This window comes from Streptomyces sp. NPDC005374 (genome assembly GCF_042872225.1).
GTDB lineage: Bacteria > Actinomycetota > Actinomycetes > Streptomycetales > Streptomycetaceae > Streptomyces.
The window spans coordinates 147996-163281 of record NZ_JBIAKA010000010.1; the positions used below are offsets into that span (position 1 = coordinate 147996).

The window sequence follows — 15286 nt, forward strand, 5'->3', positions numbered from 1 at the left end:
GGCCGTCCCGGGGTCACCGCAGACGCGCCGACGGTTCTCGGGGAGCAACTCCCGGACGAGCCGTGGCGCGCGGCCTGAGCGGCTCGCGGTGCGGCCGCCGAGGCGCCGCGTGGGGTTCCTGCGTGACGTGCTCCTCGGCGCGGCCCGCCCGCCACACCAGTCGGGGGAGCAGCCACCACAGGCCCAGGCACACCAGCAGGGTCGCCGTACCCGCGGCCACTCCGCCGGTCCGGCCGGTCGTCACGTCCACGACGAGCAGGACGGATCCGGTGAACGCGAGCACCAGAACGCCCATGCCGACCGTGGCGAGCCGGGAGGAGACCTGCACGATGCGGGCCTTGGCGCCCCGCTGGAAGAGCGAGCGGTGCAGGGCCGCCGGTGCGGTGAACAGCGCCGCCGCGACGACCGCGAGGAGCAGCGTGGTGACGTAGGTGGCGCGCTGGAAGGAGTCCAGCGAAGGGAAGCGCTGGGTGAAGGCCAGGGTCAGCAGGAAGGCGAAGAGGATCTGCACCCCGGTCTGGGTGACGCGCAGTTCCTGGAGCAGCTCGCCGAAGTTGCGGTCGGCGCGCTCCAGCGGGGTCTCGTTGCGGGCGGTGCACGGGCGGTGGTCGGCCATGACGGTACGGGTAACCATCCGGGCCCGTGTCACGCGTCCCGGGAGACCCGAGGGGGTGACGTCCGGTCAGGGCGCCGTCACCCCCTCGGGGGTGCTACTTGACCCGGCCGTACCAGACGCTCTTCGTCCAGATCTTCTGCAGTCGCACCACGTCCCCGGTCTTGGGGGCGTGCCAGATCTTCCCCTTCCCGGCGTAGAGACCGACGTGGTAGACGTTCGAACCCGAGTGGAAGAACACGAGGTCACCGGCCTTGCGGCTGCCCGCGGAGATGTGCCGGGTCTTGTTGTACTGCTGGGCCGCCGTGCGCGGGAGCTTCTTGCCCGCCTTCTTGAACGAGTACAGCGTGAGCCCTGAGCAGTCGAAGCGGGACGGCCCCGTGGCGCCGTACCTGTACGGCGAGCCCTTCTTGGAGGCCGCGACCTTGAGTGCCTTCGTCGCCGGCGTGGCGGCCGCGGCGTCGGCGGCGACGCCCGGGATCACGACAGAGCCGCCCACAGCGGCAAGTGTCAGTGCCGAAGCCGTACCGGCTCGGACCATCAGCGACGGAACACGATTGAGCGCAGACATGCGCAACCCTTCGTCAGCCGCCTGTGAAGGATGACCTGTCGGATTCGGGCTGACAAAGTTGCCCGGCCGCTGACGCGGCTTCACCCCAAGGGCTGCTCGGCCCGGTCATGGCGTGACCGTCCCGGCGACCCGTCGTGCCTGGGTCCTCCACTCCTGCCGATGCACCTCTGTCGACCGGTCATCCGGGCGGCGGCAGGACTCGGCGTCCGCCCGGATCGCCCCGCCACTGCGGCGGGGGCTTGTCGTCAGACAGGGATCTTGACGCAAAGAAGTCCGAAAAACCCAACGGAACCGGGGATTTGTGTCGTTACTCACCACTCACTCGTTCGGGTGGACACCCGAACGACGGAAGGGGTGTCGAGGGCTCCGCGGGCCCCCGGACCAGCACAGAGAGTCCTCATTGTGCTCACACACCACGCGTGTTGCGCGGCCTTGACGGTCGTGAAAGAGGAGCCGCCTCTCGTCCAACAGGGGGTACGTCTTCTGGTCCGTTTCAACCGTGCTCCGGACGCTCCGTCAGACCGGCGGGGCGCCCGGGGCGCTGCGGATGCGTCAGTTGTCGGGGTCGGGCGGCACGACGACCCGGGCCGAGCGCCGCTCGCCGTCCAGGACCCGCAGGGCCCGCGCCAGCGTCGCGGCGTGCATCTCGCGCTCGCCCCGGCGGTGCATCAGCGCGAGCGCGTCACGCAGCTCTGCCGCCCTGCTCACCAGCGCCTGCGCCGCCCGCAGTCCGCCGTAGGTGTCCTCGTGCCGGGCGGGGTTGATCCGGCCCAGCAGATCGACCACGTCGAGATAACGGTCGATCAGCTCGCCCTCGGCGCGCGTGAGCGCGGGCAGCGGTGGAAGATCCGGCAGCATCCGCGGCTCACCTCGCGCCCGGCGTGGTGCGGGATGTCTTGCGGCTCGGGACGATCGCGTCCGCGAGGCCGTAGTCCAGCGCGCCCCGCGCGTCCAGGATCTTGTCCCGCTCGATGTCCGCGCTCACCTGCTCGGCGCTGCGCCCGGTGTGCCGGACCAGCATCTCCTCCAGGCGGGCCCGCGCACGGAGCAGTTCGTCGGCCTGGATCGCCAGATCGCTTGCCTGCCCCTGCACCGGTTCGTTCAGCGCCGGCTGGTGGATCACGACCCGCGCGCCCGGCAGCACGGAGCGCTTGCCCGGGGTGCCCGCCGCCAGCAGCACCGCCGCGGAGGAGCCGGCCTGCCCGAGGCACGTCGTCTCCACGTCACAACTGACGAACTGCATCGTGTCGTAGATCGCCGACATCGCGCTGAACGAGCCGCCGGGGGAGTTGATGTACAGCGAGATGTCCCGGTCCGGGTCCTGGTACTCGAGGTACATGAACTGCGCCATCAGATCGTTCGCCGAGGTGTCGTCGATCCGCGTCCCGAGGAAGACGATCCGCTCCTCCAGCAGCTTCGAGTACGGATCCATCGTCCTGTGCCCGGAGCTCGTGCGCTCGTGGAACTCGGGCAGGACGTAACGGGCGGTCGGTCGGGTCATGGAGTACCCCTCACTCATGGCTGAGCCGTCTGTAGAAAATGTACAGGACGTACGTGACGTTATGATGGGGGCGGATTCTAGTGATCAAGTTAAATGCCCAGGGCAGAGGCGCTTTTTTGCTCCTTCGGGGGATCGGGTCTCACATTCCTGTCACTGTTTACCGGGGGGTGCCGTCGCCCTCACCTCCGGGACCTCCCCGGCCGGCCCAGATCTGCGAGACTGTCGCGGCTCGCCGCGGTATGAGCGTCCGTCAACGGGCGCGGGCGGCTCGGCTCTTCACTGTGCTCGTCCCGCCACGACGGCATCGTCGAGCCCGGCGGCGGACACAGCCAGGGCCTCGACCAGCTCTCCTTCAGCACACCGCGCGGCTTCCTCCCGCAGACCATCCACCCCCATGCCGGTGACGGCGCCGGACTACCAGCGGATTCTTCGTCTGCTGGTGGTACACCGTCTGTGTGTTCTGGCCAGCGCCGGTGCGGGATGCGGAGCTTGGGCGGCGGACGCCGGCCCGTCTATGGTCCGTCTCTTGGTTCACGGCGAGGGTGGAGACGTGTCAGCTCGTGCCGTGCCCGACATGGCCGCCGCCTCATCCGCTGACTTGACCCGTGATTCGCGACATCCCGCGGTGCCTGGCATTGGAGTGCGTCTCGGATTGAACCCGGCGTATAGCCCTGCTCGTCTGCCACTCTTGGTTTTCGCAGGTCAGAGGCCGTGTTTACTCGCTGAACAAACCGTCCGGGTCGAATCCGGGGCGAAGCCGAGCTGTGGGTTTCGTCGTTTCTGTCTGCCGTCCGTGTTGCATATTCGGGCATTCCGGGCGGCAAGGGCGGTCCCGTGCCGCTCAGCGGCAGACATCTCGGACTCTGAAGCACTCTGGAGTACATGTACGAGCTGTCCCCTTGCTGACGCCGCGGTTGGGATGCGACGCGCGGATGGCTGCCCGGCAGTGCGGCGTGTCGAGACGGCCCTCGACCGCAGCGGAACGATCAACACCAGGCACTCCGCCCCCGGGGTCCGATCGCAGGTGTGCCGCACCCGTCCGTGATCGTGCGGGTGGGCTCGGGCGACCACGACGGCGCTACGACGAACTCCTCGCGGCCGCCGTGCCCACGGCCGTCCCGCTGTCCGATGAGCGGTGGCGGAGGGCAGGACGGGAGCTGCCTGCCGGGCGGTTCAGCCGTGGGGACCCGTCCCGCGCAGAAACGTGTCGACGACGAGTGTTGCCAGTGCGTCCGCGTTCTGCCGGACCTGGTCCGGGTCGAGATCTGCGCCGCCTCCGTGCTGGGCCTCGTCGACGAGGGCGTAGTAGACCCGCCGCGCCCACATGAGGTCCGTGTCCGGAGAGAGGAGCCCTTCGCGCTGGGCTCGGGCGAAGAACTCGAGGGCGCCAGCGTTGACCTCGGACCAGATCGCCGCCGCGAGGGGGGAGTCGGCGAGGGGGTGGCCGAGGGTGAACGGCCAGGCGCTCTTGATCCGCAGCACGTTCGCCGTGACGCGGTGGAGTGCCACGAGCGGTGGGGCGGTGTCCATGTGGGCGTCCGCTACGCCTTCAATGAGCTGTCGCTTCGCCGAGGCGGCGAGTGCCTCGATGAGGGACTGGCGGTTGGCGAACCGCCGGTGCACGGTTGTTCTGGCCACTCCTGCCTCCTCCGCGATCTGCTCCATGGAGGCCCCGGAGTCTTTGGCGAGGACCTGCTCGGCCGCCCCCAGGATCGCGCGCACCGTGCGCGCGGCATCGGCCCGCAGGGGTCGGCCCATGACTTATCCACTCCCGTTGTTGATTCGTGATGCACGGAAGACCCTACGCCTGACCTGCGGATTTGTACTGATTTGCATCAGTGCTGATGCATGGGAAAGTAAAGTTGCGACAAGAGTGATGCGAGTAAGAGGTCGAACTGCTACGTTCCTGTTTTAGATCATGGACCTCCTCTCATGATTCGGCTCCCCGGTCGGCGGTTTCCGAAGTCCGCGGAGCGGAGTCCCTCTGGTCCTGGCCCTATGTGCCTGATGGCCCCCCATGAAAACGAGCCCTCGGGCGAACCGGAGGAATGACACGGTGGAGATCGAGCTGCGGATCAACGGATCCGCCCAGAGGCTGGACATCGCGCCACAGGTGAGCCTGCTCGACGCGCTGCGCGAGTACCTGGGCCTGACCGGCACCAAGAAGGGCTGCGACCAAGGTGCGTGCGGTGCCTGCACGGTGCTGGTCGACGGCCGGCGGATCAACGCCTGCCTGGCGCTGGCGGTGCAGTACCAGGGCCGTGACATCACCACCATCGAAGGCGTCGACCACCCGCTGCAGGCGGCGTTCGTCCGCACGGACGGATTCCAGTGCGGCTACTGCACGCCGGGCCAGATCTGCTCGGCGATCGGCATGCTCGCCGAGCACAAGGACGGCGCGCCAAGTGCGGCGACCGAGCACCCTGCCGACAGTGGCGGGGAGCTGGACGAGGCGGAGATCCGGGAGCGGATGAGCGGCAATCTGTGCCGCTGCGGCGCCTACAACGGCATCGTCTCGGCGATCAAGGAGGTCGCGAAGTGAAGTCGTTCTCCTACCTCAGCGCACCCGACGTGGGCACGGCGCTGCGCACGATCGCGGACCGCGCGGACACCGCGGACGTGAAGTTCCTTGCGGGCGGGACGAACCTCGTCGACTTGATGCGTGAGGGCATCGAACACCCGGCGACGCTCGTGGACATCACTCGCCTGCCGCTCACCGGGATCGATGAACTCCCCGACGGCACCATCCGCGTCGGCGCACTGGTGAGCAACAGCCGGCTCGCCGCGGACCCCCTCATCAGGACCCGCTATCCGGTCCTGGCCAAGGCGATCCTGCTGGGAGCCTCGGCCCAGTTGCGGAACATGGCGACCGTGGGAGGCAACCTGCTGCAGCGCACCCGCTGCATGTACTTCTACGACGAGGCCTCCGCGTGCAACAAACGCGCACCCGGCAGCGGTTGTGACGCGATCGGCGGGTTCTCCCGCGGCAGCGCGGTACTGGGCACCAGCGAGCACTGCATCGCGACGCATCCCTCGGACATGGCGGTGGCGCTGGTGATGCTCGACGCCGTCGTCGAGGTGGAGAGCGTGCGCGGCAGTCGGCGTATCCCGGTCGCCGACTTCCATACGCTGCCCGGCGACACCCCGCACATCGAGACGGTGCTGGCCGCCGACGAGCTGATCACGGCCGTCGAGCTGCCGCCGGTGCCGGTCGCGGCACATTCGCGCTACCGCAAGGTCCGCGACCGCGCGTCGTACGCCTTCGCCCTGGTCTCCGTCGCCGCCGCGCTGGCCGTCGAGGACGGCCGGATCACCGAGGTCCGCCTCGCACTCGGCGGCGTCGCGACCAAGCCGTGGCGGGCACGCATCGCGGAAGAGCTGCTGCTCGGCGCCGAAGCCACCGACGAGAGCTTCGCCCGCGCCGCCGCCGCCGAACTCGCCCCCGCCCTGCCCCTGCCCGACAACGCCTTCAAGATCGACCTGGCCCAGCGGACGGTCGTGGCCGTGCTGCGGACACTCAACGCTGAGCGGAGCGCATCGTGACCACACACACCTGGACAGGCTCCGAGCCCGGCACAGGCGCTTCCGTGCCCGTCGGGGGAGCGGTCGGACGGTCGGTGGACCGCCGGGACGGCCACGCGAAGGTGACCGGGGCGGTGCGGTTCTCCGCCGAGCACCACTACCCGAACCTCACGTACGCGACGCTGGTCCACGCCACCGTCGCCCGGGGCACGATCACCGGCATCGACACGACCGCGGCGGCCGCGGTGCCCGGCGTCGTTGCGGTCCTCACCCACCTCAACGCGCCGAGGATCCGCTCGGTACGCAACCACAACATCGTGCGGGACCTGGGACCGAGTGTGTCGGGGACCAGCCTCGACTACCTCAACACGGATCAGGTCTTCTGGGACGGCCAGCCGATCGCCGTCGTGGTCGCCACGACCTCGGCCGCGGCGAACGAGGCCGCCTCCCTCGTCGAAGTGACCTACGACCCGCTGCCCGCACGGGTGGACTTCACCGTCGAGCAGAAGAACGCCACCCCGGCGAAGGGCGACCTCACCTTCGCCGGGCACACGAAGAAGGGTGATGCGGAGGCGGCGCTGGCCGCTGCGGAGGTGTCGGTCGACCTGCGCTACACCACGCCCGGCCTGCAGCACAACGCGATCGAGCCGCACGCGACGGTCGCCGTCTGGGACGGTGACCACCTCACCGTGCACGACACCACCCAGGCGACGGACCAGAGCCGCCGCTACCTGGCCTGGCGGTTCGGTGTGCCGGTGTCCCACGTCCGCGTCCGTGCCGAGTTCCTGGGGGGCGGCTTCGGGGGTAAGTTCGCCGTCTGGCCCGGCACGGTCATCGCGGCGATGGCGGCCAAGGCGGTCGGGCGGCCCGTGCGCCTGGCGCTGAGCCGCACGGCCGTCAACCGCGCCACCGGTGGGCGTACCGCCTCGACCAACCGGATCGCGCTCGGTGCGACCCGCGACGGCCGGCTCACCTCGTTGATCCAGGACAGCGTCACCCGCACCGGCTCGGCCGGCGGCCTGCTCGAGGCGACCAGCTCGCCGGCCCGGCACCTCTACGGCGCCCAGAACATGCTGACCCGGCAGAACCTCGTCGCGATGGATCTGATGCCCAACACCTGGCTGCGCGCCCCCGGCGAGGCGATCGGCAGCTTCGTGCTGGAATCGGCGATGGACGAACTCTCCTACGAGCTGTCCATGGACCCGATCGCCCTGCGGCTGCGCAACGAGCCCACGAAGGACCCGACGGGCGGCAAGAAGTTCTCCCAGCGGAATCAGCGTGAAGCCTTCGAGAGGGGCGCCGAACGCTTCGGCTGGGCGGACCGCGACCCCGAACCCCGCTCCATGCGGGACGGCGAGTGGCTCGTCGGGATGGGCACGGCCACCGCCTACCACCCGGTCCTGCGCCTGGTCGCCGACGTCAAAGTGCGTCTGAGTGACGACGGCAGCGCGCTCGTGCAGTGCGGTTTCCACGAGATGGGCATGGGCGCCGCGACCGTACAGGCACAGATCGCTGCCGACGCGCTCGGCATCGCGTACGAGAAGGTCCGCGTCGAGTACGGCGATACGGCCCTGCCGACCGGCCCGATGGCCGGCAACTCCAACCAGACGGCGACGGTCGCCACCAGCCTCCTCGCCGCATGCGCCGAGCTGACCCGGAAGGTGACCGCTCTGGCCCGGCGAACGGGCACGACCGGCCAGGAACCGGCGGCCGCCCTGCGCGCAGCGGGGCGACCGTTCCTCGAGGCCTCGGTCGGGTCGGACACCCGGCGGGGTCTGCTGGGCAGTCAGGGCCGGTTCCTTACCACCTTCCTGAAGGACCAGCGCTGGTCCAAGGCCGCCCGCGGCGCTCAGTTCTGTGAGGTGCGGGTGAACGCCGACACTGGCGAACTGCGGATCTCGCGCTGGCTCGGCATGTTCGACGTCGGCCGCATCATCAACCCCAAGACCACGGCCAGCCAGCTCCGCGGGGCCGTGGTCATGGGCATCGGCATGGCGCTGTCGGAGCAGAGCCTGGTCGACCCGCGCAACGGGCGCACGATGAGCGCCGGCCTCGACTCCTACTACGTGCCGGTGCACGCCGACATCCCCTCGATCGATGTCGCCTGGCTCGACGAACCGGACAAGACCATGCCCCTGGGCATCATCGGACTGGGCGAGGTCGGCACGACCGGCGTGGCGGCAGCGATCGCGAACGCCGTCTACCACGCGACCGGCAAGCGGGTCCGGGACCTGCCGATCACGTTGGACAAGCTGCTCTGACGACGGCCCGGTCCGCGCACCACGACACGACGAGAAAGCAACTCCCATGCTGGACATCGCCGGCGAGCTGAACCGATGGCTCGAGGAAGGGCGGGACTTCGCCGTGGCCACCGTCGTGGCCGTCAGCGGCAGCGCGCCGCGAGGTCCGGGCGCCGCGCTCGCCGTCGACGCCGACGGCACCGCCATCGGGTCGGTCTCCGGCGGCTGCGTGGAGGGCGCGGTCTACGACCTGTGCACCCAGGCGCTCACCGACGGCGAGACGGTGCGTGAGCGGTTCGGCTACAGCGACGAGGACGCCTTCGCCGTCGGCCTGACCTGCGGTGGCGTCCTCGACATCCTGGTCACCCCGGTGCCCGCCGACGCGCCCGGCAGGAAGACATTCCAGACGGCGATCTCGGCCGCCGCCCGAGGCGAGGCGGCGGCACTGGCCCGCGTGGTCCGCGGCCCGGCAGGGCTCCTCGGACGGGCGCTGGCGGTCCGTCACGACGGCTCCTACGAAGGCGGACTCGGCGGACGCCCGGACCTGGACCGCGCCGTCGCCGGCGAAACCCGCTCCCTGCTTGACGTCGGCCGCACGGGCACCTTCGACATCGCGCGGGACGGCTCCCACTGCGAGCCGGACTTGACGCTGTTCGTCGAGTCGAGCGTGCCGCCGCCCCGCATGCTCGTCTTCGGCGCCATCGACTTCGCCGCGGCACTGGTACGCGTGGGCAAGTTCCTCGGCTACCACGTCACTGTGTGCGACGCCCGGCCCGTCTTCGCCACCCGGGCACGCTTCCCCGAGGCCGACGACATCGTGGTCGACTGGCCACACCGCTACCTCAACCGGACCTGGACCGACGAGCGCACCGTGGTGTGCGTCCTGACCCACGACGCCAAGTTCGACGTACCCCTCCTGGAAGCAGCCCTGCGGCTGCCCGCCGCCTACATCGGCGCGATGGGCTCCCGCCGCACCCACGAGGACCGCGACCGCAGACTGCGCGAAGTCGGCCTCACCGAAGCCGAACTGGCCCGCCTGCACTCACCGATCGGCCTCGATCTCGGCGCCCGTACGCCTGAGGAGACAGCCCTGTCCATTGCGGCCGAGATCGTCGCCGCCCGCCACGGCGGTACAGGCCTGCCCCTGAGCGAGTCACACAGGCCGATCCATCACGACACCGAAGCGCGCCGGCCGGGGGCGATCAGCGCAAGTGGCCGTGTGACACGACCGCGAGCCGACCGTCACGAGCACCAGAACAGCCTGAGCCCGGTCCGGGTCGGCGTGGCTCACCTCGATGCCGACAGCCCGTGATCAAGACGGGCCTTCCCCCGGGAAGGCGGCGGTCGATTTGAATAACGAAAAGGATCAGTTTAGTATTAACGTGAAACTGGTCGGTTTCCTCGTGGGGGGCGGCCGAGACCGTGATCCACGGTTGCCTTCGTGTGCTGAAGGGTTTTGAAGTCCGCAGGTTCCCGGTCCGGCGATGGTGCCGTCCGGTCATCTCCCGATGTAACTGTGTTGTCCAGGCCGGAGTAAGTCATGAATGGAATTCACCCCTTCCGCGTGCTGCGCGCCAGACCTCTGTGGATCGCCAGCGGCGTGATCACGGGTGTTCTCGCGCTGCTGTTCGCCGTGCTGTACGTCGGCGCCAACATCGACCCAGCCGGCCACATGAAGAACCTGCCCGTCGGCCTGGTCAACGCCGACAAGGGAGCCGCCGTCGGCGGGAAGCAGGTCAACCTGGGCGCCCAGATCACCGAGTCGATCAGTAAGTCCACCGCGGGAGGGGACAAGATCGACTGGAAGGTGATGGACGAGCGGGAGGTGAAGGAGGAACTCGGCAAGGGCAAGCTGTACGGCGCGCTCGTCGTGCCCGCCGACTTCACGTCCTCGGTCACCGCCCTGACCGGCACCACGGCCGCCGGGGCCCCGGCCCGCCCGACGCTGACCGTGCTCACCAACCAGTCCGCCGGCAGCCTGGGCTCCAGCCTGGCGCGGGTCGCGACGACGCAGGCCGCCGAGAACGCCTCGCTCCACATCGGCAAGGAGCTGACCGCCCGGATCGGACCCGCGCAGGAGAAGCTGCCCGCTGCGGCCCGTGTCCTGCTCGCCGATCCGGCCGCCGTCACGGTGAAGGACGGCCATCCCCTCGATTCGCACAGCGGCCTGGGTCTGACGGCGTTCTACTACGCGCTCGCCCTCGTGGTCGTCGGCATGCTCTCCGCCAACGTCATCAGCGGCCAGGTCGACCACACCCTCGGCTACACCCACAACGACCTGGGCCCGCTGCGCCTGCACCGCCCGCTGATCCGGGCCACCCGCGTGCAGACCCTCGCCATCAGCAGCACCCTCATGGCGGCCCTGTCCCTGCTGATGGGCACCCTGGTCATGGTCGGAGCGGTCGGCATCATGGGCATGGACGCCTCCCACCTGCCGCTGCTCTGGCTGTACTCGGTGTGTGCCGTCGCGGTCTCCGGGATCGGCGCGCTCACCCTCCTCGCGGTGTTCGGCACCCCCGGCATGCTGGTGGCCACGCTGGTCTTCATCGGGATGGCGGTGCCGACGGCCAACGCCACCACGCCGATCCAGGCGCTGCCCGGCTTCTACCGCTTCCTCGCGGAGTTCGAGCCCCTGCGGCAGATCGCCGGGGGCGTCCGCGCGATCCTCTACTACGACGCGCAGGGCGACGCGGGTCTGACCCGGGGCTGGGTCATGATGGCCGTCGGTCTTGTGGCAGCCGCCCTGTTCGGCTTCGGCGTGCTGGGGTGGTACGACCGCAAGGGGCTGCACCGCATCCCGGTCGAGACGGAGCCCGAGAAGAACACCACCGCGGTGTAGCGAAACTCCTTCCGCAACTCCCAGGACGGGGCCGTTGAGTGGAGTGGCCCCGTGTGCCGCCCCCGTGGGGACGAGGGGCGTGCACACCCTCAGGGCTCGGCGACGGTCCTCCTTCTCCGAGGCCGTCGCCGAGCCTCTGAGCGGACGTCAGTGCCCGGACGGCGCCGGTCGTCTCCCGACGTCACTGTAAACCGACCAGTTTTCAATATGCCCGATTCGAGTGAGCTCACGACATGACCACTGAAACGAAGTCAACTTCCAGAGAGCGCCTGCTGGAGGCGGCGGTCACGCTCACCTATCAGGACGGCGTCGATGTCGGCGTCGACGCGCTGTGCAAGGCGGCGGGAGTGTCGAAGCGCTCCATGTACCAGCTGTTCCACAGCAAGGACGACCTGCTGGCGGCATGTGTGGAGGAGCGCACCGCCCCCTTCGTGGCCACTCTCCTGCCCCCGGCGGACGACGGCCGCTCCGCCCGCGAGCGGATCCTGCACGTCTTCGGGCAACTGGAGTCGCAGGCGGGCGCGCCCGCCTTCCGAGGCTGCCGGCACCTGGCTGCGCAGATCGAGCTCAAGGACCAGAATCACCCTGCAAGCCAGGTGGCACACCGGATCAGGGCGAGACTGACCGCCTTCTTCCGCACCGAGGCCGAGCATGGCGGCGCGAGCGACCCCGAGCTGCTGGGTCGACAGCTGATCCTGGTCTTCGATGGCGCCGGCGCCCGTGCCGGGATCGGAGCCGACACCATGACGGGACTCATCGCCCCCACGGTGGTCACCTTGCTGGATGCGGCAGGCGTGCGCTGACGCCGTCTCCTTACTGAAGGCGTCCTGGCTACTTCGCCTCAGAGGGAAGTCCGATGCCGGTGAGCGAGCCGCAGGCGAAGAAGCGTGCGGTCCGGTCGGCATCGGCGCCCAGCGTCAGGTGCACGGTTTCCCGGGTCCTCATCCAGCCCGCCCGGACGGCCTCGCTGATCAGGTCGTTGCCGTGTGTCCCGACAGCCACCACGACGGCGTATCCCTGCATCTGCATGAGAACCGTTTCGAGGTGCGTCGTCAGCCTCGGGTAAGCGTTCGCCATTGCTCGAAGGGCTGGCGGCTTCGCGTCCTCATTGTCGGCCGCCCGCTTCGGAGTTGGGCGTGTGTCCTGCGCGGTCCGCGTCAATGCGGCGATGAAGACCGCACCGATTCGCGTCGTGGAGCGGCGGAGACGCTCCCGGCCTCGGCGGCCTTCGTGGCGGCATGTCACGTTCTTGCCCGGGGACGAGTCGAAGAGGCCGTCCGGTGGCAGTCTGCTCGCTCGTCTATGGCGCTGTGAAGAGCATCGGGAGGCGAGGGCCCAGACACGGTTTGCGGCCCCAGACGACGACCTTGGCGCGGCCATGGGGGTGGGGCCGGTCCAGCGTCCCAGGGCCAGGAGGAGGAAGACGACGAGGTTGATGGCAATCGTGCAGTCAGGGCGCCGGGGTGGGGCGTCGGCGACCGTGGGTACGCCGTCCGCGAAGGTGACGGCGAAGCGATCGCGGCCGATCCGCAACAGGTAGCACGCGTGGTGGTCGGCCGCACCGGCGTTCACTTCCGCGTCTTGCGTGCCAGACCCCTCCGGATAGCAAGCGGCACCATTACAGGCGCCCTCGCGATCCTGCTTGGCATCTTCTACGTCGGCAACAACATCGACCCGGCCGGCCATACGAGGCATCTGCCGGTGAGCCTGGTCACCTCAGACAAGGGGGGCCAGTGTCGGCGGCAAGCAGGTCAACCTCGGGGTGCAGATCACTGTGTCGATCAAGGCATCCACCGCGAGCGGCGGCGAGATCGACTGGAAGATGGGGAATGAGAAGGAAGTGAAGGAGGAGTTCGGCAAGGGCAAGCTGTTCGGTGCGCTGGTCGTCCCCGCTGACTTCACCTCCTCCATCACCGCACTGACCGGATCCTCGGCGACCGGCAATCCGGTTCGCCCGCAGCTGATGGTGCTGACCAACCAATCCGCCGTATCCGACTCAGCCCCTGCTCAGGACCGTCCGCCGGCTCCTCGAATGGGGTCAACGAGACCTTGGGGGCCGGCTCGATCTCGAACAGCGCGGCGGGTACACCATCGAAGGCGTCGGCGTCCGTCGGGCCTTCGCCAACAGTGCGTTGTGTGGCGCGGCTACTTCTTCGGCGGCACGGTGGGCATCCCCAGGAACGGCAACTTCAGGGCGCCGAAAGCATCGGACGGGACTGCCGGGCGGCGGGGCTCCACGGGTGTCAGGCGCTGGTAGGCCGCTCCCTGCGCTGGACGAGGGTCCTCCTCGCCCTTGTTGGGCCAGGCCGACATCGCGCGCTCGGCCTGAGCCGTGATCGTGAGGGACGGGTTGACTCCGAGGTTGGCGGAGATGGCCGCTCCATCGACGATCGAGATGCCAGGGTGTCCGTAGAGCCGGTGGTACGGGTCGATCACGCCGGTCTCAGGAGTGTCGCCGATGGGGCAGCCGCCCAGGAAGTGTGCGGTGACCGGCATGCCCATCAGCTCGCCCACGTTACTGCCCGCGAAGCCGTCGACCTCGGCGGCGATGACCGAGGCGGCTTCCGAAGCCGCCTTGATCTGTTTGGGGTTGGGCGACCCATGGCCCTGACGGGCCAGCAGCAGTCCCTTCCCCACGCCCTTCGGTTTCAGATAGGTCGTGAGGGAGTTGTCCAGCGACTGCATGACCAGGCCGATGATCGTCCGCTCGGACCAACGGCGGTTGGAGAGCGAGCGGGCCATGAGCACCGGGTGCTTCGCCACATTGACCAGCCAGCCCAGGAACCTCGACGAGCCCTCCGCGTACGGGACTTGCAGGACGAACCCGGCACCCATCGCGTTCGATCCCTTGCCATAGCGGACAGGCTCGATGTGGGTGTTCTCGTCGGGGTGGATCGAGGACGTGATCGCCACACCGCGCGTGAAGTCGACGCTCTGCCCTCCCACGACCTTCCGGTGGCGCCGGACGTCTGCGTGCGCGCTCACCAGGGCTTCCGAGTTGGTGCGGGTCAGATCACCCAGTCGCTCGGATATGTGCGGAAGTTGGCCGCCCGTCCTCATCCGGTGCAGCAACGTCTGCGTACCGTACGTGCCGGCCGCGATGACGACGTTCTGCGCCCGGAAAGTACGGCCGGCGCCTTTGCGTTTCCGGTCCGTCGGCCGGGTCCTGACCGTGTACCCGTCCGGCGAGTCGTCCGTGATCGAGACAACGGTCGTCATGGCGTGGACGACGGCGCCCGCCTGCTCGGCGAGGTAGAGGTAGTTCTCGTTGAGGCTGTTCTTCCCGCCGCGGCGACAGCCCGTCATGCACTCACCGCACTCGACACAGGCCTTGCGGGCCGGGCCGACGCCGCCGAAGTACGGGTCGGCCACCTCCTCGCCCGGCTTGGCCTTCGTCGTCCCGTCGGCGTCCTGGCCGTCGCCGAAGAAAACCCCCACGGGGGCCATGTGGAAGGTGTCGCCCACGCCCATCCGTTCGGCGACCGCGTGCAGGTGTACGTCGGCCGGGGTCGTCGTCGGGTTGAGCCGCACCCCGAGCATGCGCCGGGCCTGGTCGTAGTACGGCTTCAGCTCCCCTTCCCAGTCGGTGATGTCCTTCCACTGCGGGTCCTCGAAGAACTGCTTCGGCGGTTCGTACAGGGTGTTGGCGTAGTTGAGGGAGCCGCCCCCGACCCCGGCCCCGGCCAGCACCATCACGTTGCCCAGCGGATGAATGCGCTGGATGCCGTACAGGCCGAGCCTGGGTGCCCAGAGATAGTTCCTGACGTCCCAGGAGTTCTTGGGCAGCGAGTCGGCGGTGAACCTGCGGCCCGCTTCCAACACGCCTACGCGGTAGCCCTTTTCGGTGAGCCGAAGGGCGGTGACGGATCCGCCGAAACCGGAGCCGACGACGATTACGTCGAAGTCGTACGCGGAGTCGTCTCTGGGCTCGTCTGGCTTCGTGGACGAATTCTTCCGTGACACGTGCTCTCCTCATTGAGAACGGGTGACTTGGAGCCGT

14 protein-coding genes and 1 riboswitch are annotated in these 15286 nt (G+C 69.1%); of the genes, 6 read left to right on the top strand and 8 right to left on the bottom strand.

Features of this window, described 5'->3' with window-relative positions:
- Positions 1-13: 13 nt before the first annotated feature.
- The 5 genes from ACFYRX_RS25815 to ACFYRX_RS25835 all read right to left on the bottom strand — a co-directional run bounded on the left by ACFYRX_RS25815 (position 14) and on the right by ACFYRX_RS25835 (position 4443).
- Positions 14-616: a DUF6328 family protein gene (locus ACFYRX_RS25815; RefSeq protein ID WP_389104053.1), complete on the bottom strand. Its 603-nt coding sequence runs from the start codon at positions 614-616 to the stop codon at positions 14-16.
- 94 nt (positions 617-710) lie between these two features.
- Positions 711-1184 carry a C40 family peptidase gene (locus ACFYRX_RS25820; protein ID WP_389104056.1) on the bottom strand — a complete coding sequence of 158 codons (474 nt, stop codon included), beginning with the start codon at positions 1182-1184 and terminating at the stop codon, positions 711-713.
- A gap of 3 nt (positions 1185-1187) precedes the next feature.
- A riboswitch (cyclic di-AMP (ydaO/yuaA leader) is annotated at positions 1188-1399 on the bottom strand.
- A gap of 337 nt (positions 1400-1736) precedes the next feature.
- Positions 1737-2042 carry a hypothetical protein gene (locus ACFYRX_RS25825; RefSeq protein ID WP_389104059.1) on the bottom strand — a complete coding sequence of 102 codons (306 nt, stop codon included), beginning with the start codon at positions 2040-2042 and terminating at the stop codon, positions 1737-1739.
- 7 nt (positions 2043-2049) lie between these two features.
- A complete protein-coding gene (locus ACFYRX_RS25830) occupies positions 2050-2685 on the bottom strand; it encodes an ATP-dependent Clp protease proteolytic subunit (protein ID WP_389104061.1) in 636 nt (211 codons plus the stop codon).
- Positions 2686-3858: 1173 nt separating this feature from the next.
- Positions 3859-4443, bottom strand: a complete 585-nt coding sequence (locus tag ACFYRX_RS25835) for a TetR/AcrR family transcriptional regulator (protein ID WP_389104064.1) — start codon at positions 4441-4443, stop codon at positions 3859-3861.
- A gap of 259 nt (positions 4444-4702) precedes the next feature.
- On the opposite strand from ACFYRX_RS25835, the gene ACFYRX_RS25840 reads away from it, so the two are divergent.
- The 6 genes from ACFYRX_RS25840 (at position 4703) to ACFYRX_RS25865 (ending at position 12089) form a co-directional block, all read left to right on the top strand.
- The gene (locus tag ACFYRX_RS25840; RefSeq protein ID WP_389104066.1) at positions 4703-5227 is read left to right on the top strand and encodes a (2Fe-2S)-binding protein; all 525 of its coding nucleotides are present in this window, start codon (positions 4703-4705) and stop codon (positions 5225-5227) included.
- Positions 5224-6228 (top strand): FAD binding domain-containing protein, encoded by a 1005-nt coding sequence (locus tag ACFYRX_RS25845; protein ID WP_389104067.1) that lies wholly within the window; start codon positions 5224-5226, stop codon positions 6226-6228. The genes ACFYRX_RS25840 and ACFYRX_RS25845 overlap by 4 nt, the downstream gene beginning before the upstream one ends.
- A complete protein-coding gene (locus tag ACFYRX_RS25850) occupies positions 6225-8468 on the top strand; it encodes a xanthine dehydrogenase family protein molybdopterin-binding subunit (protein WP_389104070.1) in 2244 nt (747 codons plus the stop codon). Before ACFYRX_RS25845 ends, ACFYRX_RS25850 begins: the two co-directional genes overlap by 4 nt.
- Before the next feature lie 46 nt (positions 8469-8514).
- Complete coding sequence (locus ACFYRX_RS25855) at positions 8515-9759, top strand: XdhC family protein (protein ID WP_389104073.1); 1245 nt, start codon at positions 8515-8517, stop codon at positions 9757-9759.
- 228 nt (positions 9760-9987) lie between these two features.
- A complete protein-coding gene (locus tag ACFYRX_RS25860; RefSeq protein WP_389104075.1) occupies positions 9988-11286 on the top strand; it encodes an SNG1 family protein in 1299 nt (432 codons plus the stop codon).
- A 233-nt stretch (positions 11287-11519) separates the two neighbouring features.
- Positions 11520-12089, top strand: coding sequence for a TetR/AcrR family transcriptional regulator (locus ACFYRX_RS25865; protein ID WP_389104078.1), 570 nt, complete (start codon positions 11520-11522; stop codon positions 12087-12089).
- A 28-nt stretch (positions 12090-12117) separates the two neighbouring features.
- Here ACFYRX_RS25865 and ACFYRX_RS25870 read toward each other — a convergent pair whose 3' ends face one another.
- From ACFYRX_RS25870 to ACFYRX_RS25880, 3 genes are all read right to left on the bottom strand, one after another.
- Entirely contained in the window at positions 12118-12972 is an 855-nt protein-coding gene (locus ACFYRX_RS25870; protein ID WP_389104081.1) for a hypothetical protein, read from the bottom strand.
- Positions 12973-13002: 30 nt separating this feature from the next.
- A complete protein-coding gene (locus ACFYRX_RS25875; RefSeq protein WP_389104083.1) occupies positions 13003-13263 on the bottom strand; it encodes a hypothetical protein in 261 nt (86 codons plus the stop codon).
- A 168-nt stretch (positions 13264-13431) separates the two neighbouring features.
- The gene (locus tag ACFYRX_RS25880; RefSeq protein ID WP_389104084.1) at positions 13432-15249 is read right to left on the bottom strand and encodes a GMC oxidoreductase; all 1818 of its coding nucleotides are present in this window, start codon (positions 15247-15249) and stop codon (positions 13432-13434) included.
- Between the last annotated feature and the right edge of the window lie 37 nt (positions 15250-15286).

Bases quoted from the DNA above. Each gene is read 5' to 3' on its own strand.
- ACFYRX_RS25860 (WP_389104075.1), top strand. From the start codon at position 9,988: ATGAATGGAATTCACCCCTTCCGCGTGCTGCGCGCCAGACCTCTGTGG.
- ACFYRX_RS25825 (WP_389104059.1), bottom strand. From the start codon at position 2,042: ATGCTGCCGGATCTTCCACCGCTGCCCGCGCTCACGCGCGCCGAGGGC.
- ACFYRX_RS25865 (WP_389104078.1), top strand. From the start codon at position 11,520: ATGACCACTGAAACGAAGTCAACTTCCAGAGAGCGCCTGCTGGAGGCG.
- ACFYRX_RS25820 (WP_389104056.1), bottom strand. From the start codon at position 1,184: ATGTCTGCGCTCAATCGTGTTCCGTCGCTGATGGTCCGAGCCGGTACG.
- ACFYRX_RS25855 (WP_389104073.1), top strand. From the start codon at position 8,515: ATGCTGGACATCGCCGGCGAGCTGAACCGATGGCTCGAGGAAGGGCGG.
- ACFYRX_RS25835 (WP_389104064.1), bottom strand. From the start codon at position 4,443: ATGGGCCGACCCCTGCGGGCCGATGCCGCGCGCACGGTGCGCGCGATC.
- ACFYRX_RS25815 (WP_389104053.1), bottom strand. From the start codon at position 616: ATGGCCGACCACCGCCCGTGCACCGCCCGCAACGAGACCCCGCTGGAG.
- ACFYRX_RS25840 (WP_389104066.1), top strand. From the start codon at position 4,703: ATGAAAACGAGCCCTCGGGCGAACCGGAGGAATGACACGGTGGAGATC.
- ACFYRX_RS25830 (WP_389104061.1), bottom strand. From the start codon at position 2,685: ATGACCCGACCGACCGCCCGTTACGTCCTGCCCGAGTTCCACGAGCGC.
- ACFYRX_RS25870 (WP_389104081.1), bottom strand. From the start codon at position 12,972: ATGGCCGGCCGGGTCGATGTTGTTGCCGACGTAGAAGATGCCAAGCAG.